21 protein-coding genes and 2 pseudogenes are annotated in these 18,436 nt (G+C 63.3%); 14 read left to right on the top strand and 9 right to left on the bottom strand.

All coding sequences use genetic code 11. The features are described from left to right. Nucleotides 1–25 precede the first annotated feature (25 nt). Nucleotides 26–1,144: a serine hydrolase domain-containing protein gene (locus tag AB0P21_RS28700; RefSeq protein WP_363700337.1), complete on the top strand. Its 1,119-nt coding sequence runs from the start codon at nt 26–28 to the stop codon at nt 1,142–1,144. On the opposite strand, the gene AB0P21_RS28695 is transcribed toward AB0P21_RS28700, so the two are convergent. Continuing rightward, nucleotides 1,134–1,985, bottom strand: coding sequence for a carbon-nitrogen hydrolase family protein (locus AB0P21_RS28695; protein WP_363700336.1), 852 nt, complete (start codon nt 1,983–1,985; stop codon nt 1,134–1,136). The two genes, AB0P21_RS28700 and AB0P21_RS28695, sit on opposite strands and share 11 nt — an antisense overlap. Before the next feature lie 351 nt (nt 1,986–2,336). On the opposite strand from AB0P21_RS28695, the pseudogene AB0P21_RS28690 reads away from it, so the two are divergent. Further along, a pseudogene (locus AB0P21_RS28690) lies at nt 2,337–3,107 on the top strand (LysR family transcriptional regulator); the annotation flags it as partial. Nucleotides 3,108–3,214: 107 nt separating this feature from the next. Here AB0P21_RS28690 and AB0P21_RS28685 read toward each other — a convergent pair. Next, a complete protein-coding gene (locus AB0P21_RS28685; RefSeq protein ID WP_363700335.1) occupies nt 3,215–3,961 on the bottom strand; it encodes an oxidoreductase in 747 nt (248 codons plus the stop codon). A gap of 121 nt (nt 3,962–4,082) precedes the next feature. Here AB0P21_RS28685 and AB0P21_RS28680 point away from each other — a divergent pair, with 121 nt between their 5' ends. Genes AB0P21_RS28680 through AB0P21_RS28665 form a run of 4 tightly spaced genes read left to right on the top strand, consistent with a single transcriptional unit; the run spans nt 4,083 to nt 6,062 of the window. Then, the gene (locus tag AB0P21_RS28680; RefSeq protein ID WP_363700334.1) at nt 4,083–4,598 is read left to right on the top strand and encodes a DinB family protein; all 516 of its coding nucleotides are present in this window, start codon (nt 4,083–4,085) and stop codon (nt 4,596–4,598) included. A 48-nt stretch (nt 4,599–4,646) separates the two neighbouring features. Continuing rightward, nucleotides 4,647–4,994 (top strand): winged helix-turn-helix domain-containing protein, encoded by a 348-nt coding sequence (locus AB0P21_RS28675; protein WP_363700333.1) that lies wholly within the window; start codon nt 4,647–4,649, stop codon nt 4,992–4,994. Nucleotides 4,995–4,997: 3 nt separating this feature from the next. Then, nucleotides 4,998–5,477: an SRPBCC domain-containing protein gene (locus AB0P21_RS28670; RefSeq protein WP_363700332.1), complete on the top strand. Its 480-nt coding sequence runs from the start codon at nt 4,998–5,000 to the stop codon at nt 5,475–5,477. A gap of 6 nt (nt 5,478–5,483) precedes the next feature. Next, the gene (locus AB0P21_RS28665; protein WP_363700331.1) at nt 5,484–6,062 is read left to right on the top strand and encodes a dihydrofolate reductase family protein; all 579 of its coding nucleotides are present in this window, start codon (nt 5,484–5,486) and stop codon (nt 6,060–6,062) included. A gap of 8 nt (nt 6,063–6,070) precedes the next feature. Here the strand turns inward: AB0P21_RS28665 and AB0P21_RS28660 are convergent, their stop codons facing one another. Then, the gene (locus AB0P21_RS28660; protein ID WP_363700330.1) at nt 6,071–6,667 is read right to left on the bottom strand and encodes a cadmium resistance transporter; all 597 of its coding nucleotides are present in this window, start codon (nt 6,665–6,667) and stop codon (nt 6,071–6,073) included. A gap of 64 nt (nt 6,668–6,731) precedes the next feature. On the opposite strand from AB0P21_RS28660, the gene AB0P21_RS28655 reads away from it, so the two are divergent. Then, nucleotides 6,732–7,550 (top strand): phosphotransferase, encoded by an 819-nt coding sequence (locus AB0P21_RS28655; protein WP_363700329.1) that lies wholly within the window; start codon nt 6,732–6,734, stop codon nt 7,548–7,550. 6 nt (nt 7,551–7,556) lie between these two features. Here AB0P21_RS28655 and AB0P21_RS28650 read toward each other — a convergent pair whose 3' ends face one another. Further along, on the bottom strand, nt 7,557–8,162 hold the full coding sequence (locus AB0P21_RS28650) for a choice-of-anchor C family protein (RefSeq protein WP_363700328.1): 606 nt from the start codon (nt 8,160–8,162) through the stop codon (nt 7,557–7,559). A 394-nt stretch (nt 8,163–8,556) separates the two neighbouring features. On the opposite strand from AB0P21_RS28650, the gene AB0P21_RS28645 reads away from it, so the two are divergent. From AB0P21_RS28645 to AB0P21_RS28630, 4 genes are all read left to right on the top strand, one after another. After that, on the top strand, nt 8,557–8,745 hold the full coding sequence (locus AB0P21_RS28645; RefSeq protein ID WP_363700327.1) for a hypothetical protein: 189 nt from the start codon (nt 8,557–8,559) through the stop codon (nt 8,743–8,745). Between the two features lie 30 nt (nt 8,746–8,775). Then, entirely contained in the window at nt 8,776–9,783 is a 1,008-nt protein-coding gene (locus tag AB0P21_RS28640; RefSeq protein WP_363701253.1) for a methyltransferase domain-containing protein, read from the top strand. A gap of 674 nt (nt 9,784–10,457) precedes the next feature. Continuing rightward, nucleotides 10,458–12,110: a DUF6119 family protein gene (locus AB0P21_RS28635; protein WP_363700326.1), complete on the top strand. Its 1,653-nt coding sequence runs from the start codon at nt 10,458–10,460 to the stop codon at nt 12,108–12,110. A 333-nt stretch (nt 12,111–12,443) separates the two neighbouring features. Further along, complete coding sequence (locus AB0P21_RS28630) at nt 12,444–13,259, top strand: hypothetical protein (RefSeq protein WP_363700325.1); 816 nt, start codon at nt 12,444–12,446, stop codon at nt 13,257–13,259. A gap of 167 nt (nt 13,260–13,426) precedes the next feature. On the opposite strand, the pseudogene AB0P21_RS28625 reads toward AB0P21_RS28630, so the two are convergent. From AB0P21_RS28625 to AB0P21_RS28605, 5 genes and pseudogenes are all read right to left on the bottom strand, one after another. Continuing rightward, nucleotides 13,427–13,696, bottom strand: a pseudogene (locus tag AB0P21_RS28625) (HAD hydrolase-like protein); the annotation flags it as partial. Nucleotides 13,697–13,709: 13 nt separating this feature from the next. Next, nucleotides 13,710–13,925 carry a hypothetical protein gene (locus AB0P21_RS28620; protein ID WP_363700324.1) on the bottom strand — a complete coding sequence of 72 codons (216 nt, stop codon included), beginning with the start codon at nt 13,923–13,925 and terminating at the stop codon, nt 13,710–13,712. Beyond that, nucleotides 13,922–14,623 carry a GntR family transcriptional regulator gene (locus AB0P21_RS28615; protein WP_363700323.1) on the bottom strand — a complete coding sequence of 234 codons (702 nt, stop codon included), beginning with the start codon at nt 14,621–14,623 and terminating at the stop codon, nt 13,922–13,924. Before AB0P21_RS28615 ends, AB0P21_RS28620 begins: the two co-directional genes overlap by 4 nt. 97 nt (nt 14,624–14,720) lie before the next feature. Then, entirely contained in the window at nt 14,721–15,203 is a 483-nt protein-coding gene (locus tag AB0P21_RS28610; protein ID WP_363700322.1) for an SAM-dependent methyltransferase, read from the bottom strand. 25 nt (nt 15,204–15,228) lie between these two features. Further along, nucleotides 15,229–16,620: a hypothetical protein gene (locus tag AB0P21_RS28605; protein ID WP_363700321.1), complete on the bottom strand. Its 1,392-nt coding sequence runs from the start codon at nt 16,618–16,620 to the stop codon at nt 15,229–15,231. Nucleotides 16,621–16,875: 255 nt separating this feature from the next. Between AB0P21_RS28605 and AB0P21_RS28600 the strand changes: the two genes are divergently transcribed. Genes AB0P21_RS28600 through AB0P21_RS28590 form a run of 3 tightly spaced genes read left to right on the top strand, consistent with a single transcriptional unit; the run spans nt 16,876 to nt 18,405 of the window. Continuing rightward, a complete protein-coding gene (locus tag AB0P21_RS28600) occupies nt 16,876–17,112 on the top strand; it encodes a hypothetical protein (protein ID WP_363700320.1) in 237 nt (78 codons plus the stop codon). A 25-nt stretch (nt 17,113–17,137) separates the two neighbouring features. Continuing rightward, nucleotides 17,138–17,416 carry a hypothetical protein gene (locus AB0P21_RS28595; RefSeq protein ID WP_363700319.1) on the top strand — a complete coding sequence of 93 codons (279 nt, stop codon included), beginning with the start codon at nt 17,138–17,140 and terminating at the stop codon, nt 17,414–17,416. Nucleotides 17,417–17,430: 14 nt separating this feature from the next. Further along, a complete protein-coding gene (locus AB0P21_RS28590; RefSeq protein WP_363700318.1) occupies nt 17,431–18,405 on the top strand; it encodes an MvdC/MvdD family ATP grasp protein in 975 nt (324 codons plus the stop codon). Nucleotides 18,406–18,436 lie beyond the last annotated feature (31 nt).

Raw genomic sequence — 18,436 nt, 5'->3', positions numbered from 1 at the left:
CAGCGTGTTGAGGGAGAGGCCGGGGATGAAGCGAGTACTGCGGATGCTGGTGACCGCCACGACGGCGATGGCGGTGATTGCTGTGCCGAGCGTTGCGATTGCTGCGCCACCCGGGCTGCAGCCGGAGTTGGATGATGTGGTCGCCGCGGGGTCGATCGGGGCGCTGGCCGAGGTCCGCGGCGACGGTCGCGTGTGGCGGGGGAGCAGCGGGGTCGCAGTACTGGGGACGACGCGAGCGATGCCGGTCGGCGGACGGTTCCGGATCGGCAGCGTGACCAAGACGTTCGTCGCCACTGTCGTGCTGCAGTTGGCTGACGAGCGGCGGTTGCGGCTGGACGACCCGGTCGAGAAGTGGTTGCCCGGAGTCGTGCCGAACGGCCGGAACATCACCTTGCGGCACCTGCTCAACCACACCAGCGGGCTGTACGACTACGTGAACACGATCCCGTTCCCGCCGAGTCAGGCCTTCCACGACCTCCGTTGGCGCACCTGGACCGCGGCCGAGCAGGTGCAGCGGGCACTGGCCTACCCGCCGACCTCAGAGACACCCGGTACGACGTACGCGTACTCCAACACGGGCTACCTCCTGCTCGGTCAGGTGATCGAGAAGGTGACCGGCAAGCCGTACGGCAAGGCGATCGAGCGCCGGATCATCAAGCCGCTGGGGTTGCACGGCACCGAAGTACCGGGGACGTCGCCGTGGATTCGCGGGCCGCACCCGCACGGCTATGTGCCGCTCGAGTCCGGCGACGGCTGGCGGCTGGTCGACTTCACCGAGATGAACCCGTCGTTGATGGGCGCGGGTGGCGAGATGATCTCCACCACCCGCGACCTCAACACGTTCTTCGCCGCGCTGCTCGGCGGCGACCTGCTGCCACGACGCCTGCTCGCCGAGATGAAGACACCCGGTACTGCGACCAAGAACTACGGGCTCGGCCTCGCCTGGCGCGACACCGCTTGCGGAGTACGGGCTTATGGCAACGACGGCGATGCGCTGGCGTACAACGTGTGGTCGTTCTCCACCGTCGATGGCCGGCGTCAGGTGACGGTTGCCCTCACCCCCAATTTCGCCGGAAGTGTTGACGGCGCTGTCAAAGCCTTTGTGGACAAGGGAATCTGCGGCCGCTCAGCTCTCAGGAGCTGACGCGAGCCCGGGTCTTGCGCCGGAAGTCTCGCCCGATCAGCGTGACTTCGTCGCTCTGCAGTTCGGTCACCACGACGGCCGGCCTACCATCCGCCGGCCCCTCGATGACCCACTCGCCGCGAGGGTCGATCACACCCGACTCAAGACCTGCCCCGGGGTTGGCGGCCGTCGCGATGCTGACCCAGCAGGTGTTGTTCGCGGCGGTACCCCGCGCCTGGACGCCGACCTGCGCGTTCTGCGAGACGCCGGTGGAGGCGTACGACACCAGTACGGCGTCGACCGCGAGCTGGTCGTACTCGGTGAAGATCTCCGGGAAGAGCACGTCCAGCCCCAGCGCGAGGCCGAACCGCCACCCGTCGACGTCGAAGGTGACCGGCTGATCGCCTTCGCTGTACATCCAGGTGACCTTGGTGGTGGAGAGCCGGCGTTCGTCGTACCGGTGGACGATCTTGCCCTGGTCGGACACGACGTACATGCTGTTGTACGGCCGCGCCGGCGCCGGCAACTGGTGCACCAACGGGATCACGGTCCAGATCCCGAGCTCGCCCGAGAGCGCGACGATCTGGTCCAGTTCCTCTTGCAGCACAGCCCATTCGGCCTTGTTCCAGTCGGCCGGACCGACCTCGTCGGGCCCGAGCTCGGACATCACGAACTTGCTCGGAAAACAGATCGCGCCCTCGGCGAAGTGCACCAACCGGGCACCCGCCGCGGCCGCATCGGTGATGAACCGGCGTACTTCGGCCGCGCTCGCGCGCAGCCCGTCGACATCGGTGGGATCCTGCCGAACCGTCGACTGGGCGACGGCGATCCGCAGGGTGTTCTGGGGGTTGTGATCCGGCATCTCTTCTCCAACTGGAGTCGGACGGAAGTGCCGGAGGGCAGCCGTGTAGGACTCGCCCGTTTTGGCGGCGCGGGCCCGAACCCGTCGCTTGAAGTTCCTGTGCGCTGTCATCTGGCCTTCCACGCACCCGCACGCGATCCCCCAGCGATCCCGTCCGAGGCAGCTGACCAGGACGAGCGGCCCGAGATCCGAGATCCCTTTGCCTTCTGAGGAGGACCAGGCTGGGGCCGGTCGACGAAGGTGAGGCGCAGGCCGCGCCGGGCCCTCATCCTTACCGATCGCCGACCCGCTCGTCAAACACCACCTGACCTACAATTACATGATTACATCTGCCTGCTGGAGGGTTAGCCGATGAGCCTGCGTCAGTACGAGTACGCCCTGGCCGTTGCCGAGCAGGGGTCGGTGACCGCGGCGGCCGAGCTGCTGCACGTCGCTCAACCGTCCGTGTCGCAACAGATCCGTGGCCTCGAACGCGAACTCGGCGTCAAACTCTTCGCCCGTACGCCGACCGGCCTGGTCCCCACCGCGGTCGGCCGCGCGTTCCTGCGCGAGGCAGAGGTCGCGGTGAACGCCTCGCGGCGTGCCCGGGCCACCGCGCGAGCCGGCGCCGACGAGCTGGTCGGCGAACTGGTGGTCGCCGCGCAGCTGGGTCTGGGCACAAGGCAACTACCAGGCGCACTGGGTGCACTGCGCCGCCGCTTCCCGCGGCTGGAGGTCACTGTCTTCGAAGAGTCGAGCTTCGCCGAGTTGGAGCGCCTCTGTCGCCGAGGCGTGGTCGACCTCGCCCTGATGGCTTCGTGCGACCGAAGCCCCTCGGACGCCCACCACCTCGGAGACGAGGAGTTCGTCGTGGTGCTGGGCGCCAACCACCCGCTACTCGCCGAAGACCGCGTCGACCTGCGCGACCTGGCGGGGGAGTCATGGGTCCGCTTCGACCGCGACAGCGCGCTCGACGGCGTACTGCTCGCCGCTCTGCGTGATGTCGACCTGACGCCGACCACAGTGGCCCGCGTCTCCCAAACTGCGACGGCAGTCGGCTGGGCCGCTCAGGGTCTGGGGACGGTCGCTGGTGCCGGCTTCCGCAGTACCACCTGGTCAAGAGCACCTCGTACGGCCACTGTCCCCGCCGGTCTCCCAGCCCGTCATCGCCGTCCTACGACAAGCCGCCGGCCCGGCCGAGACGGCCCTCCTCGAACTCCTGCGCCAGGAAACCTGGTCCTCTTCCTTGATCAACCTCTAGGGAATTCCCCGCCGTCGACCACAAGATTGCTCCCGGTCACCCAACTCGCCTGCTCGGACGCCAGAAACAACACCGCATTGGCAATGTCATCAGGCAACCCATCCCGCCCCAACGGCGGCTTGCTGTCATTCTGCCCCGGCCCTGATCCCAGCCGCGCCCACTCCTCCCGAGTCCGCTCCCCACCAGGAGTAGCAACCTTCCCCGGCGTCACCGTATTGACCCGAACCCCATACGGCGCCAACTCCGCAGCCAACCCCCGACTGTAATTCTCCAACGCCGCCTTGGCCGCCGTGTAATGCAAAAACGGCGGCGGCGCAGCTGGCACCGCAGCCGACGACACATGCACAATCACCCCGGCCCTGCGCTCCCGCATGCCCTGCGCCACCAGCGAATCCAGCCGCACCGACGCCAGATAGTTTAGCTCGAGCTGCTCCTGCCAAACCTCATCAGGAATCTCCGCCGCCGTCGCATATGGGCTCGCCCCACCCGCGTTCTCCACCAGAATGTCCACCCCACCCAGCTGCTCCTGCGCCGCCGAGGCGATCGCCTCCGCCCCCGCCTTCGTCCGCACATCAGCCACCACAAACCTGGCCCCCTCCGGCACATCACTCCCCGCCGACCGGGCGGTAGTCAGCACCTCCGCCCCGGCATCCAGCAACTGCCGCACAATCGCCGCCCCGATCCCGCGCGACCCACCTGTCACCACCGCACGCTTGCCTGCAAATTCCAGCGTCATATCGTCCGTTCCTCTCAATTCCGTGACCGTCCATTTCACGGTACGTCCGGAAAAGAACCACAGACAAAGACGAAATAGCAGTGGGTCCTATAGGCGTTTCCTATACGGCTATGGTCAGCTGATGGTATTCACCTCGCCCGTCGAGCGGGCCACGCCGAATCGTCTGGCTGACGAGCGCGACGCGCTCACCCAGCAACTCGACTTCCACCGCGCCACCCTGCTGCTCAAGCTGGAAGGCCTCGACGACGAGCAGCTGCGCCGCCCGATGACGGCATCCGGGCTAAGCCTGCTGGGGTTGGTGAAACATCTCGCCGAGACGGAGCACGGCTGGTTCCTCAAGATCTACGCCGGGCTGCCCGAGCCGGACCTGTTCCCGACCGACGACTCCGACCCAGAAGCAGAGTTCCGCGCCGGTCCCGACGAGACGACCGACGCCATCGTCGCGCAGTACCTGCGGACCAACGAGCGCGCCCGGGCGGTAGTAGCCGCCGGCAACCTCGACGACATCGTCACGACGCCCTGGGGAGCAGAGGTCAATCTCCGGGCGATCCTGATCCACCTTGTCCAGGAGACCGCGCGCCACAACGGCCACGCCGACCTCATCCGCGAGGCACTCGACGGCAGAACCGGCCACTAGAAAAACACCACTTGCCAAACCTCCGACGCCCGTCTAACGTACAACCACATGGTTGCACTTCAGAACGAGAGCGAGACCGAGGAGTCGCTGAACCAACTCTTCCGCGCGCTGGCCGACGGCACCCGCCGCGACATCCTGGCGCGGTCACTGACCGAACGGCCGTCGGTCTCCGAGCTGGCCGCGCGGTACGAAATGAGTTTCGCCGCCGTCCAGAAGCACGTCGCAGTACTGGAGCGGGCGGGGCTCATCCAGAAGCAGGCCACCGGCCGGACGCAACTGGTCTCCACCAACCTCGCGCGACTCCAGCGTGCCAGCGAGGTGCTCGACGCCTACGAAGCCATCTGGCGCCACCGCGTGGCGCAGCTCGATGAGCTTCTCCAACCGAAAGACGACTGAACGATGCCGATCACCGCTGTCACCAAAGACCCCGAGAACCTCACCCTGACCGTCGTCGCCGACTTCCCGGTGCCGCAGCAACGCCTCTGGGAAGCCTGGACCGACCCGCGTCAGCTCGAACGCTTCTGGGGTCCGCCGTTCGCGCCGGCCACCTTCACGCACCACGACTTCACGGTCGGCGGCCGGGCGGAGTACTTCCTGACCCTCGCCGACGGCCAGAAGTGGAGCGGCTCCTGGAGGTTCACCGCGATCAACCCGATCGACTCGTTCGAGGCGAGCGACGGCGACGACAACGCCGAGGACGAGAACTTGCCAGCAGCAATCAAGTTCCACTTCGAGGCGACCCCGACCGGCTCGCGGATGATCAGCATCAACTCGTTCGAAAGCCTCGAAGCGATGGAAGAAACCCTTCCTGGCATGGAAGAAGGCCTCCGGGCCGCACTACCCCAACTCGACGCACTGCTGACCGAAGACAAGGACTGACCCATCATGAGAGACCTCAAGATCATCCAGCACATCACCCTCGACGGCGTCATCCAGAATACTGCGGACGAGAACGACTTCCCGTACACCGACTGGGGCGCCGCCTACCGCAGCCCCGAGGGCCGCGACGCCGTCTGGGCCGCCCATGGCGAGACCTTCGACATGCTGATCGGCCGCCGTACCTACGATTCCTGGGCCTCCTTCTATCCACAGATGACGTTCCCGCTCGCGGACCGGATCAACGCGGGTACGAAGTACGTCGTCACCCACCACCCGGACACCCTGACCTGGGGCCCGTCCGAAGCCATCGGCCCGGATCTCGTCGAGGGCGTCCGCCGTCTCAAGTCCGAAGACGGCCCGGATCTCGTCGTCTGCGGCAGCTCCACCCTGACCTCGACCCTGCTCGAACACGGCCTGGCGGACGAGGTCTGGCTGATCACCAACCCGGTCCTGCTCGGCACCGGCAAGCGCCTCTTCGCCGAAGGCACTCCCGCGCAGACCCTCGAGCTGACCGACTCGAAGACGTTCGCCTCCGGCCTGATCCTCGCCACCTACAAGCCCGCCGGCCAGCTGAAGCCCGCGTAGTACGCCGGTCAAAGGCCGAACGCGTGCCCGTCGACCAAGATGACGAGGCCGATACCGATCAGCACGAGCGGCAGGACGACATGCCCCCACCGGGACAGCGCTCGTGCGATCACCGGCCGCGTCGCGAAGTACCGGCCGGCCAGGCACCAGACCGCCACGCCGACCAGGAAGACCACCACGAAGACGACCATGCCGCCGAGGCCCGCCACGGCGAACACCGGCACATAGACGCCGATGTTGTCGCCGCCGTTGGCAAAAGTCACAGCAGCGACCTGCCAGGCACTGGGCCCCGCGGTTGGCTCGTCGGTCAGGTCGTGGTCGGCGCGCTGCCGCCAGATCGACCAGGCCGCACGCAGCCCGAGGGCCAACGGCAACAATCCTAGATATGGGATCACCGCTTCGGGCAACAGCCCGGCGCCCAGCGCACCGATGATCGAAGCGGCGAGAATCGCAACAAATCCGAGGTACTGACCTGCCACCACCCGCAGCGCACCTGCGCGACCGCCTCCGCGTGCTTGCCCGAAGAACAGCGCCAACACCACGAGGTCATCGACATTGGTCACGGCGAACATGCCAATGGCCTGCCCCACCACCCCAAGGCTCACCGCTACTCCTGCCCGCTCAAATTGAGGCGACCAAACAAGACGGCAAATGTAGCCTGGCCGGACCATGGAGCCCCTCGACGTCACCCGCGCGATCGCCGCCGCGACCTCACTCGCCACATCACTCGACCTATCGGCCGATGACGCGATCGTTCTCCACAACTCCAACAAACTGGCGCTCCGCCTGACCCCTTGCGACGTCGTCGCCCGGGTTGCCTTTGTGGGGCAAGAGGTTTCCGAGTTCGAAGTCGAGCTGGCTCAGCGGCTCTTGGCAGTCGGATCACCGGTTGGCACCTTGGAGCCTCGGGTGGACCCGCTTGTCTACACACGTGACGGCTTCGCAGTAACGCTGTGGACGTACTACGAACCCGCGACCTCGCACGTCGCGCCAGCCGACTTCGCCGAAGCACTGGAGCAGCTGCACGTCGGCATGCGCAAGGTCGACATCGCGAGCCCACACTTCACAGATCGAATCGCCGAGGCAGAAGCAGTCGTCGCCGACCCCGCTCGCTCACCGGAGCTCGCCGATGTGGACCGCTTGTTCCTCGGCGAGAAGCTGGCCAGCCTCCGACGAGCAATCGAGGACCGCGGCGCCGCCGAGCAGTTGCTGCACGGCGAGCCGCATCCCGGCAACGTGCTGAGTACGAAGTACGGGCCGCTGTTCATCGACCTCGAAACGGTCTGCCGCGGCCCGATCGAGTTCGACCTCGCCCACGCTCCCGAAGAGGTCTGCGCCTACTACCCGAACCTCGACCAAGACTTCTTGGCCGACTGCCGCCAGCTAGTCCTCGCGATCATCGCCGCCTGGCGCTGGGACCGCGACGACCAGTTTCCGAACGGCAGGCAGTTCGGAGAAGACCTCCTCCGCTCGCTGCGAGCTGGTTAGGTCCTTTCAGCTTTGAATCCGGTTCACTGTGGAAGCCGAGGCCGGGCAGAAGATCAGCAGACAACTCTCCACCTTGACGTCGTCGAGCGCCGGCCCCCAGATGGACGGCGAAGTACTGCTGAACTGCAGCACCGACGAAGCCGACAACAGGTTGGTGAAGTAGAAGCTGCGATACACCCAGCCCATGTTGTAGATGCTCTTCCCCGCAATGCTGAAGCTAAAGGCATCCACCTGCTGCCCGTTGATGCTGACCTTCCCGCTCTTGACGGTCGGCCCACCTTCCGGATTCCCCGCCACGGCGTAGGTGACCTTGTACGTCGTAAGCAGTTGCGCGGGCACTGTGCGCGAGACCGCCCCCTCTGCGCTCCCGTTGAGGTCAAGCGACTGCTGCCCTTCGGCGTGCTCCCAGTAGGTGACGATGTCGACGCTCCCCGAGGCCACAGTCCATGCGCCGAGTTGCTCGCCTGCGGCGTACTGCTTGAACCCATCTGAGATTTGTGGATCCTCGAACCCACTGGCGAACACTGGCGCAGCCGAGGCCGGCGACGCGGTCAGGGCGACAAGCGCGGTGGTCAACGCGATCAGCAACGTCGTACGGCGAAATCTCGGCATGGCGGTGCCTCTCAGGCTGGACGGACGGGTCCTACCTGTCAGGCTACGGTCACCCTCCGCAGCCGGCCCGCCTCAACGGCGTGGGGCGGAAGTAGTTTTTCTTTCCCACGCAGGCTCCGCAGCCGCGCTTCGTCGCTTCGCTCCTCGCTACGTCTGCTGCGCTCTGCTCCCGCCCGCCCTCCGGCTGCGCCGGCGGAGGTTTGACGGCTGGCGCCGGGTGCATCGGCTTCCGCCGGACTTTGTTGGCTGTCGCCAGGCTTCGGCTGCGCCGGGCCTTTTGCGGCTGCGCCGGGCTTTGTGCGGCTGCGCCGATGTGTGCGGCTCCGCCGATGTATGCGGCTCCATCGCGCAATGCGCATACCCAGTACCGGGGTGTCGAGGTGCCCGAAGGTATATGCCGCGCGTGCTCGATCTGCCGCGCGAATTGCGGCTGACCTTCGCGGTGCTCGACTTCAGGCCTGAGCCTGAGCGTAGCTGGATCCTTCTCGAAGCCAACCCCAATGGACAATGGGCCTTCATTCCTGACCCGCGCGAATCCATCGCCGATGCGATCACGGACTTTCTGGAGACGAGTTGCCGATGAGCGAGCCTCGACCGTCAGGCCGCGGCCGACCTGGACAAGCTGGTCAGCGAACTCGTTGCCAACGGCTACATCACTGATCCACGCTGGCAGGCCGCGTTCAGCGCAGTACCGCGCCACCTATTCGTACCTCGGTTCTATCGAGGTGACGAGCAGGGCACGTCGATCGTCGACTCCACCTCCGGAGACCAGTGGCTGTCGGCCGTCTACTCGGACATCCACCTCGTCACGACCGAAGACGTCAGGTCGTCCTCGACGGCGCCGAGTCTGATGGCCGGCATGCTTCAGGCACTCGAGTTGTCCGGCGATGAGCGAGTGCTCGAGATCGGAACTGGTACTGGGTACAACGCGGCGCTGCTCTCGGAGAGGCTTGGCTCCGGCCAGGTGGTAAGTGTCGACATCGATCCTGAGCTTGTTGCTCAGGCGCGGAGTCGGCTCGACGCGGCGGGGTACCGCCCGCTGGCGGTAGTCGCTGATGGTGTCAATGGCTATCCGGACGCAGGCCCGTACGACGCTGTCATCGCTACCTGTCGGCTCGACTACGTGCCGGTGGCTTGGCTTCAGCAGCTTCAGCCGGGTGGGGTCATCGTGACTCCGCTCGGGGCGGGCGTCGCTGTGGTTCGGAAGAGCGGCCCTCGGGAGGCGACGGGAGAGTTCTTGCCGATCTCGGCGTACTTCATGCCGATGCGTCATCAGCCGGAGCCAGCGGTCGTCGGGGATGCGATACAGGTTGCCCTGAACGGAATCGGTGACAGTCGGGAATACCGCTTCGACGCCTCGATCTATCGCGACGACGAGGCGCGGTTCTGGCTCGATCTGACGAACCCTGACATCCGCGCGATGACTGTGGGCGGGGTCTCGGTGGTTGTTCGCCCAGATGGCTCTTGGGCCCGTCTGGCGGATGGTCTGGTGGTCCAAGGCGGTGGTGGGGCCGTCTGGGACGACGTTGAGGCGGTTCATGGTGAATGGCTCGCCGCGGGTCGACCTGCGCGGGAGCACACCGGCTGGTGTTCAGTGAGGCTGGTCAGGAGGTCTTTCTGATTGGTGGGCAGGTTGATCCATCGATTGAAGCCGTTGCCCGAGTGAGCTGATTCGCGGCGGGCTGGCGCAGGGCGATGGCCAGATCGGGTTCGTCGAGCTCGGAGGAAGCGGGCTGCTTGCAACATCCGTGCAACTGCGAAGAGGATCCGAGGCAACTCGGGTGGTTGGCGAACTGGCAGATGCGCGGTCGTGTCGACCGAGAGGCGGGCCATTGGTGACGAGCGCGCAGCGCGCGGCGCAGCCGCAAATGTCGGCGCAACCGAAGCTCGGCGGCAGCCATCAAAGCCCGGCGGAAGCCGATGCAGCCCTGCGTGGGAAAGAAAAATCCCTCTCCGCACGAAGGAGAGGGATCAGAAGAATTCTGTGTGGTCAGGGGCGGTCTCGAACCGCCGACCTTCTGCTTTTCAGCTCGACAGCGGGCCACCGACCGGCCCTCTATGCAGTCGTTTCTGGCCGGTGCCTATCGGCTGCCGTTGCTGGACCAGTCGCTGGACTCGTTCCCGCCGTTCGCTGCCGCTACTGAATGCACTGCCAGGCGTGACCCGTATTCCGCTGAATCACCGCAACTGCCTGAGATCTAGTCATGGCTCAGAGAAGCTGCTTAACTCTCTGTAGTCGACGGCTCGTGGCATCACGCGGGTCGAGGAGCGTTGGGGGGGCCAATGCGGTTAACGATGTATCTGCTTCGCAAGGACGCCAAAGGGGACGACAGTGTTATCCGTACGAAAGCGAGTGTGAAGTCTTTAAGTTCTAGGACTAACGAACCAAAGATTAAGAAGGTCTTCTTAATTGAAGGCGACTCGAAAGCGCCGAAATGGCTGATCGACCTGGATAAAGTTGCTGTCGCAAATGCGAGGAACAAGAAATACTCCAGTCCCAGTCTTGGGGCGGTGATGTTGGTGGCTGCTGAGGATCGTCTCGTGGCAGTGACGTTCGGGACGGGCTTTCACGCTCTAGATCCTAGTCTAGTGGAACGCGGCTTCGGATTGAAAGTAACTGCGAATATTATTGCCGCAAATAAAATAAAGAGTGTGCAGACGCGTGGTATCGCCAGCAATTCACGTGATCAGTACACTATGCTCCCCGTCGATGGGGAATTCTCCGATCTCAACGTCGAGGTTGACGAAGAGTGGTTGAGGCAACTTTCAGGCAAGGCTACAGATCAGAGCTTCGCCACCACCGTCGCCGGGTCGGACTCGCTCCGGATTGCTGTACCAGACTTTCCGCTATCACAAATAGCTTCAAAGGTCGAAAGTGTTCTGGCTGTTTATGTGAAGGATGACTATAAGAAGAACTTTGCCTTCCTTGATCAGATCACACCTCTTGACAAGAATGATCCATTGATTGAGTCGCTTGATGGTGAGCTAATCAAACTCTTGCGTGGTGGATCAGAGAAGATTGCCTTCTCTGCGCCTGACCCGTTCGATCAGGCAAATCTCGACCACTACGAGCTAGCCTGCGGTCGGCAAGGGCGCTTTATGCTGGGGAGCTTGGACAGCGGCCCGGTGATGAGCGTCGTGGCAGGACTTGAAGGCACAAAGAATCCATTGAAGGATATCAACGTGCATGCGTTGTCTGAGGATGAGAAGCCGGTCGATCGAGTACATCCTCTGAAGTCATATGTTATGGCTGAGGTTACCAGTGGTGGTGCCGACTATCTTTTGTCCGCCGGATTGTGGTTCGAAATTCAGAAGGAGTTCAGGAAAGAAGTGGACTCGAGGATTGCGTCGATCGAGGATGTCACCGATGATCTCAACCTCCCCCTGTGGGACGTGAGTGCTCTCGACGATGATCCGTCGGACGATACGATCGAGGGTTCGTACAACAAGATGGTCGCAGATAAAGAGACCTACGGCTTGCTGGACAAGAACTTGGTGTACTTTGCTCAGTATGACAAGTTAGAAATATGCGACTTGCTTACGCCGAATGCGGAACTCCTCTGCGTTAAGGCCGCCTCGAATTCTCCGAGCCTCTCGCATCTCGTTGCCCAAGCGATAAACAGTGCGCAAGCGTGGGGTGATGAGAAATACCAGAGCAAGCTGGGTGAAGTATGGGGTGAGATTCGTCCAGGCGATCCCATACCTGATCGACGGGATGCCAAATTCGTTTTGGCGATCGCGACGGACAAACCGGGGCCACTTAGTAAGAGTCTCTTCTTCTTCACGAAGGTGCAGATCGCGTTTTGCCTGAAGGAGATCAGTCGCTCTGGCTTCGGCGTGGCGCTGGCCCGGATCGATGTAAAGCCGGGTCTGGTAATTAAGAAGAAGCGCAAATCAAAGAAAGAATCGCCACCCGCAGAAGATGGAAATGTCCCGGACCCTAACTGAGTTGCGGCGCTCGCGAACGGTGTTGGGTCCGCTATCGACGACTCCGATCGTCCGATGGAGGCTTGAGATCGTAAAACGGTTCCTGGGTCCACCTATCCTGGGTGCCCGGGGACCGCTCTGTGTGCGAGTCGCCCGCCTGCCCGCGCCACACTTCCCTGACTAGGCGACATCGGTTCCGGCCCGCTGGGTTCCACTAGTCGAGTGCTGAGGTTAAATGGTCGGCGTAACTGTTGATCCGGTGAAAATGGTGAAACTGGAGAAGGCGTTTAGAATATGAATGCTAATGCAGATGAATCCCACGAGCAGAATCTTACCGAAAGGATACGGAGATGGATGCAAACCCAGGGTTATCCCCTGGAGATGCAGATCGCTCGCATCGCTCAGGAGGTGGGATTGATGGCTCACCAAGGCTTCCATTATTACGACAGTGAACAGCAGGTTCATCGCGAGATTGACGTTATGGTTACAACGGGCCGTGCGCAATCTAGGACTGGGCGCAGTCTACAATTAAGGGTGGTTTTCGAGGCAAAGAGTAGTACGGGAAGGTCGAAACCGTGGGTTATTTTGGCCGACAAGTCGAGCACGATGGCAAACCCTGCCAGAGTTGTTCAGCGCTATGTTAATGATCAGGCGAAGGATTGGTGGCGGCGGTCCGTCGGTCGGAGTCAAGCTGTCCACGGGCTATCACTTTTTGACGTGGACGACGTCCGCGGCTACTCGTTGATTCGCCCAACGCTTGCTGCTGGCGGTTCAAGGGATGATCAGGCATTCTCCGCAATGATGCAGGTTTCAAAAGCAGCTCATGGAGTATGCGAGTGGTTGACGGAGACTGGATCGAAGTCGAAGCGCCCGCGTGACTCATCAGAGCTATTCGCGATAGTACTGCCCGTGGTAGTGGTTGATTCGCCGCTCTACCAGTGTTGGCTAGATGGCGATGGTCAGATCCAGCTAGAGGAAGTTGGTGTAGGTACCGTTAAATGGGGTAATCGAGTATCTCTTCGAAGGTCGCCCAATACAATCATCAAAGTGATGCGTCTTGATGCGGTTCGGAAATATTTGCAAGATCTTGAAATTGCTGCTGACGTGTTATACGAGGATATGATGCGCTGGTCTAGAGAAACTGATGGCGAACTCGGCGCTGGCGCTTAATGATGCAAATGTCTATTATGTGATTCTGAGGTTGGGCTGACATGATCTGTCAATGAATCGCTGTCGCTAGGTCGAACATGGTACTCAATACGAAATCCGCGCCGGTGGCTTAGTGCCTTAGTCTTTCCTGGCTTGTTGGCATAGCCTATCGTTGTGATGCCTGCTGCTCAGCCAGCTTCAATATCGGTCGGCTGATCTCCGACAAAGGCGCAGGCAGACGCGGCAACTCCAAGCGCGTTGATCGCCCGGTTGATGAGATACGGGTCCGGCTTCATTAACTTCGGATCGTCCGGGTTGCGTCCCGTTATAAGAGCAACACCTTCGGAGAGGCCCGCGCGGGTGAGGTAGGTTGTGACCGCTCCGGAGTAATTGTTGCTAACGACAGCTACTGCTTGGCCACTTGCGCCGCAGGCGGCAATGGATTCGGCTGCACCCGCTGTTGGGCTAGTTCTAGATCGTCAGCCGCAGCCAGGAGTAGTTCATGTGGGCTGGTGGAGTGCTCCAAGGCATGCGGAAGGTCGCCGCGAAGCTGGTGCGCCAGCTCCAGGAGTTCACGAGTGATCTGGGGGCTGGGTAGCCGTCGAAGACGGAGCAGATTGGGCCGTCGAAGTCGAAGAGGACGGCTTCCGCGGAGCTGAGAATCTTGGCGAGGGGATCGATGGTCACAGGGCGCGGACCTGCCCGAGGGTGCCCCAGAGGCTGTCGAACCAGCGGCGGGCTTGGTCGACGTACTGGGAGCCTGTTGCGCGGTCGTCGTCGCTGGTTGAGTGGTGGAAGAGGACGGTGTCCTTGCCGACGGCATGGAACGTTGAGACCGGTTTGCCATCGATCTCAAGGTCTCGTTCTACGACGGGGTAGAAGCCGAAGAAGACCTCTTCTTCGTTCAGGGTGTAGAGCTTGAACATCATCGGTAGGCCGATGACGCGGAGTTCTGCGGAGACCTTGGAGACCAGGCCCAGCTTGCCGAGCTCGCGGATTGATTCGAGGATCTCTCCGGCTGAGTGGTGTGCGATCTTCTCGATGCGTCCTCTGACTGCGGGGTCGTCGCCTGGGTTCTTGCCAGCGCGGGGCGGTACGGCCATGGGCTGGGAGAGGTCCGGCAGGAGCATCCGGATTGTGATGGCCTGAGGGGTGAGGCGGCCGCGTCGGATGCGGTCGATGGGCTCTTCGAGAGCACCTAGGAGCGTCTCGCCGGTCAGGCCGGCGAAATCGATCGTGACTGAATCGCGCTCGAAAGCCTTCTCGATGTGCGGGCGCAGGCCGACGGCCTGGTCGGCCTGCTCGCGGACGTATACGCCGCTGCCGACGCGGGAAACGATCAGACCTTCATCCCGCAGTACGCGTAGCGACTGCTGGATGGTCATGCGAGCGACGCCGTACCGGGTGGAGGGGGCGTTCTGGGAAGGGAGTTCTCTCTCGCCTTGAACTTGGGCGTTGGGATAGCCGAGCGCAGCACGTTGGCTAGTCGTGCGGTGCGAAGTAGTTGGTGAGCATTTCGCTGGGCCAGGTGGGTTGGAGGACAGACCCGCGGGGTCCGAAGTCAGTGAACCAAGGCTTGATGTCGAGGACAGGTGTGCCGTCAACTGCGTCGAGGTCCTCGACGTGAAGGTCCAGGCCGTCGACTTTGAGCAGGCGGCAGCGGGAGACGCCTAGCCAGTTGAGGCGGCGCATGTTGCGGTGGGCGAAGGTACCTGCCGCGGGCCAGTCGGGGTTGTTGCGGGCTGGGCGGGCGCCGAGGTGGAGGTCCGATTGGTCGGTCAGGTGAAAGTGGAAGACGATCTCGAGGTGGGAGAAGTCTTCGAGGCCTTTGGTGGAGTCGGCGTCCAGGCGGGGGTCATCGATGCGGATGATGGCTTGGGTGCCGCCCCAGTAGTCGTCGGTGGGCTCGACTCGGCCGCCGATGACGTGGGCGACTGGGTGGAGGGTGATCGGCTGGTCAGTCATTGTTTCCCTTGTGAGTAAGGCACTGTCAGCGGTCGACTGAGGCGAGGTATCTGGCTGCTCGGGTATCGAGTTCAGCTACGGAGCGGATGCCCTTGGGGCGGTAGACCGAGAGGCTGGAGCGCATGTCGCGGACAGCCTGGCGAGCACGGCCGGAGTGGACTCCGTCCATCGCGTCGAGGGCCTCGGACCACGTGCCGCAGGCTTCCTCGATGTTGCCACTACGAGCCTGTACTGCGCCTAGGTAGCCAAGGGTCACCGAGTGGGTGCGCGTGAAGGTTGCAGCCTTGCGAGTACGCACGCTGTGCTGAAACTGTTTGGTGGCCATGGCAAGGTCGCCCATGTCGCGCAGCGTGCAGGCAGTTTCGTGCGCGAGGCTTGCCTCGCCGAAGAAGAACACGCGGCCAGGTTCGTCGTCGCCGGCTTCCGCGGAGGCGAGGTCCTTCTCTGCGCGGAGTAGAGCGCGGGCAGCAGCCGTGCGTTGACCGTCAACCGCCAGTGCTCGGGCCTGGACCACGCCGATCAGAGCGCGTTCGCGCGGGCTGGCGTCTTGGTAGCGGCGTCCGTCCAGCGATGCCTCGGCGACCTTGACCGCCTGACGGTGATGTCCTAGATCAACCGCCTGGTGCGCCATAGCGCGAAGGATGTGGCCGGCCAGCGGTGCATCGTCGGCTTCTGCGGCCAACTTCACTGCCACGGCGAAGTACTGCTGGGCAATCGCGTGCTCGGAGTTGTCGAATGCCATCCAGCCGACGAGATAGGCGAGTTCGCCAGCGGTGGAGAACATGCTCTTGCGGACGCCGTCGTCGGTGTAGGAGGCGCGCAGATATCCAGCGACATCGGAAGTCAGATACTGAACGACTGCCGCGCGGGCATGGCCTCCGCCTCGACGCTGGTCGATGCGGGTGAAGAGTTGCACCGTCTCCCGGACAGCTTCGAGATCTCCGGCACCGACCAACCGGCCGCGGCTGACAGTTCGCTTCGCGGATCGATCGGCGAGGTGGTCCCACCAAGTCTGGTCCGGTATGGCCAACCCGGCCACCGAGTAACCGGCGGCCCGCAGTACCGACCTGCGCTCGACATCCAAGGTGCTTCTCCCGAGATCGACCAGCGCCGTCAGCGTATCGGCATTCCAGTCGAGTATCGGCGACAAGGTCAACTGAGTGAGGCCGATCTCATCGGCCGTGATCGGCCGCCCGAGACGGCGGGACAGCGTCTCGACGAGGATGCCGGGCGCTGCACCGGAGGGCCTGGAGCCAGCCACCCAGTGAGAGACGTGCGATCGGCCGACACCTGCCTGGTCTTCGGATCGGCGTTCAGCCGCGACGCGTCCGAAAGCGAGCGCCAGTTGGGCATGCGACCAGCCGGCCTCAGCGATCACTGCCGCGAGCTTCTCGTTTCGTTGCCGGGTCTTTGACACGACAGCCGCCTCCCCTCGGCGAAACAGCTGATCAGGCTGCCGTTCACCGCTTTCACCACACCGGACCACCACTGCAGGTACCAACTCACCGTAACCGATGGTTCGCTCGACGTGTCGAGAAATTCCAGCTGTCGGGGCTGGACCGAAGGAAGTGGTGGATGTCGTGAACATACAGATGCGAGTGCTCGCCGTGATCGCTGCGGTCCTCGCTGTTGCGATGGTGGTCGACGTACTGCGTGATCTGCGGGGCCGTCCATGACAGTCCTCGAACGCCGCAGGGTGCAGGTCTGGTTCGGCAGCCATGTGATCGCTACCTACGTGGCCGAGAGGACCCTCGCGGATCGGTACGCCGCTGCGATGGGTCGCCGATTCGCCGGCCTCCGCGTCACCAATGAGCCGCTGCCGCCCATCGCCCTTGCCGAGCCCGACCAACTCCCTGACCATCCACCGATTCCGTCCGAGGCGCGGCTCTGGCCGTTGACCGTGCTCTGATTTTCAACTCACCAGGAGGACCGCTATGTGGCAAGACCAGGATCGCTTTCCGCTCAGCAGCGCTCAGGCTTCGGAGGCCCTCACGGAGGACCTCGTCCGCCCGTTCGGACTGCGATTCGTCGACCACTCGCCAGGGCGGCCGCGGTTCACTCGTCCGAGGGTGACGCTTTGCGGGGAGCGGCAGGTCGGACTCGTAGATGGGCAGCTGGCGACCGGAGTGATGCCATTGGCGGCGACCATGACGCAGACCGAGTCCGACGGCAAGGACGTGCTTGCCGTGGACTGGATGGTCGACGACAAGTAGCGGGGACGACAGAGATGATCGAGCCTGCCCGGATCCTGGTGCTGACTCACGATGACGACCCGACGGCGGATGTGGTCATGCACCAGCTCAATGACCGAGGCATCCAGTTCGTACGCTGCGACCCGGGAGACTTCCCGACAGATCTCTGTCTGACGGCGAGGCTCGATCCGGGTGGGACGAGCTGGGTGGGTCAATTCTCCGGCGCACCGCGAGAGATCGATCTGCAGTCGCTTCGCGCCGTCTACTACCGCCGGCCTTCGGAGTTCCGGCTTCCGGGCAACGGATCGCCGAGTGAGGTTGCCTTTGCTCGCTCGCAGGCCAGACATGGTTTTGCGGGTGTCCTCAGCAGCCTGCCGTCGGCAGTGTGGCTCAACAATCCGTCGGCGATGGCGGACGCACGAGTCAAGCCGCGTCAGCTTGCGCTCGCGGCACGTTGTGGCTTGCGAGTGCCGGCCACGCTCATCACCAACGAACCGGAGGTCGTCGGTGATTTCGCCAGGTCGGTCGGTGGCCGGGTCATCACCAAGTCATTGGCCACGATGGTGACGATTGATGATGTGCGGGGCAGCGGTGTTCTCTATACGGCTGAGGTCGCCGAGGAACTGTGGTGCGACCCCGGTATCGCCGCCACCGCGCATCTGTTCCAGGAACTCATTGATGGTGTCGATGTCCGCGTGGCTGTCGTCGGTAGGGAGTTCTTCGCTGCTGAGATCCGTCCCACGGATCCTGCCGGACCGGTAGACATCAGAGCTCATCATGAGAATGTCAGCTATCGGGTGGTCAAGGTGCCTGATGACGTACGTCGGGGCGTGCTGGACCTGATGCGCGAATTGCGACTGAGCTTCGCGGCCCTCGACTTCCGGGTAGTGCCGGGACGTGGCTGGATCTTCCTCGAAGCCAATCCTAATGGACAATGGGCCTTCATCCCGGAGCTACGAGACTCCATCGCCTCGGCGATTGCAGACTTCTTGGAGAGCAGTTGCCGATGAGCGAGTCGAGAGCGGACCTGGATCGCCAGGC

The sequence above is a fragment of the Kribbella sp. NPDC056861 genome (assembly GCF_040687575.1).
Lineage (GTDB): Bacteria > Actinomycetota > Actinomycetes > Propionibacteriales > Kribbellaceae > Kribbella.
Note: the sequence above shows the minus strand (reverse complement) of the source record. Positions and strands in the feature narration are given on the sequence as shown.

Excerpts from the sequence above, each read along its gene's own strand:
- AB0P21_RS28700 (WP_363700337.1), top strand. The coding sequence starts at position 26 with ATGAAGCGAGTACTGCGGATGCTGGTGACCGCCACGACGGCGATGGCG.
- AB0P21_RS28695 (WP_363700336.1), bottom strand. The coding sequence starts at position 1,985 with ATGCCGGATCACAACCCCCAGAACACCCTGCGGATCGCCGTCGCCCAG.
- AB0P21_RS28685 (WP_363700335.1), bottom strand. The coding sequence starts at position 3,961 with ATGACGCTGGAATTTGCAGGCAAGCGTGCGGTGGTGACAGGTGGGTCG.
- AB0P21_RS28680 (WP_363700334.1), top strand. The coding sequence starts at position 4,083 with ATGGTATTCACCTCGCCCGTCGAGCGGGCCACGCCGAATCGTCTGGCT.
- AB0P21_RS28675 (WP_363700333.1), top strand. The coding sequence starts at position 4,647 with ATGGTTGCACTTCAGAACGAGAGCGAGACCGAGGAGTCGCTGAACCAA.
- AB0P21_RS28670 (WP_363700332.1), top strand. The coding sequence starts at position 4,998 with ATGCCGATCACCGCTGTCACCAAAGACCCCGAGAACCTCACCCTGACC.
- AB0P21_RS28665 (WP_363700331.1), top strand. The coding sequence starts at position 5,484 with ATGAGAGACCTCAAGATCATCCAGCACATCACCCTCGACGGCGTCATC.
- AB0P21_RS28655 (WP_363700329.1), top strand. The coding sequence starts at position 6,732 with ATGGAGCCCCTCGACGTCACCCGCGCGATCGCCGCCGCGACCTCACTC.
- AB0P21_RS28650 (WP_363700328.1), bottom strand. The coding sequence starts at position 8,162 with ATGCCGAGATTTCGCCGTACGACGTTGCTGATCGCGTTGACCACCGCG.
- AB0P21_RS28645 (WP_363700327.1), top strand. The coding sequence starts at position 8,557 with ATGCCGCGCGTGCTCGATCTGCCGCGCGAATTGCGGCTGACCTTCGCG.
- AB0P21_RS28635 (WP_363700326.1), top strand. The coding sequence starts at position 10,458 with ATGTATCTGCTTCGCAAGGACGCCAAAGGGGACGACAGTGTTATCCGT.
- AB0P21_RS28630 (WP_363700325.1), top strand. The coding sequence starts at position 12,444 with ATGCAAACCCAGGGTTATCCCCTGGAGATGCAGATCGCTCGCATCGCT.
- AB0P21_RS28615 (WP_363700323.1), bottom strand. The coding sequence starts at position 14,623 with ATGACCATCCAGCAGTCGCTACGCGTACTGCGGGATGAAGGTCTGATC.
- AB0P21_RS28610 (WP_363700322.1), bottom strand. The coding sequence starts at position 15,203 with ATGACTGACCAGCCGATCACCCTCCACCCAGTCGCCCACGTCATCGGC.
- AB0P21_RS28600 (WP_363700320.1), top strand. The coding sequence starts at position 16,876 with ATGACAGTCCTCGAACGCCGCAGGGTGCAGGTCTGGTTCGGCAGCCAT.
- AB0P21_RS28595 (WP_363700319.1), top strand. The coding sequence starts at position 17,138 with ATGTGGCAAGACCAGGATCGCTTTCCGCTCAGCAGCGCTCAGGCTTCG.
- AB0P21_RS28590 (WP_363700318.1), top strand. The coding sequence starts at position 17,431 with ATGATCGAGCCTGCCCGGATCCTGGTGCTGACTCACGATGACGACCCG.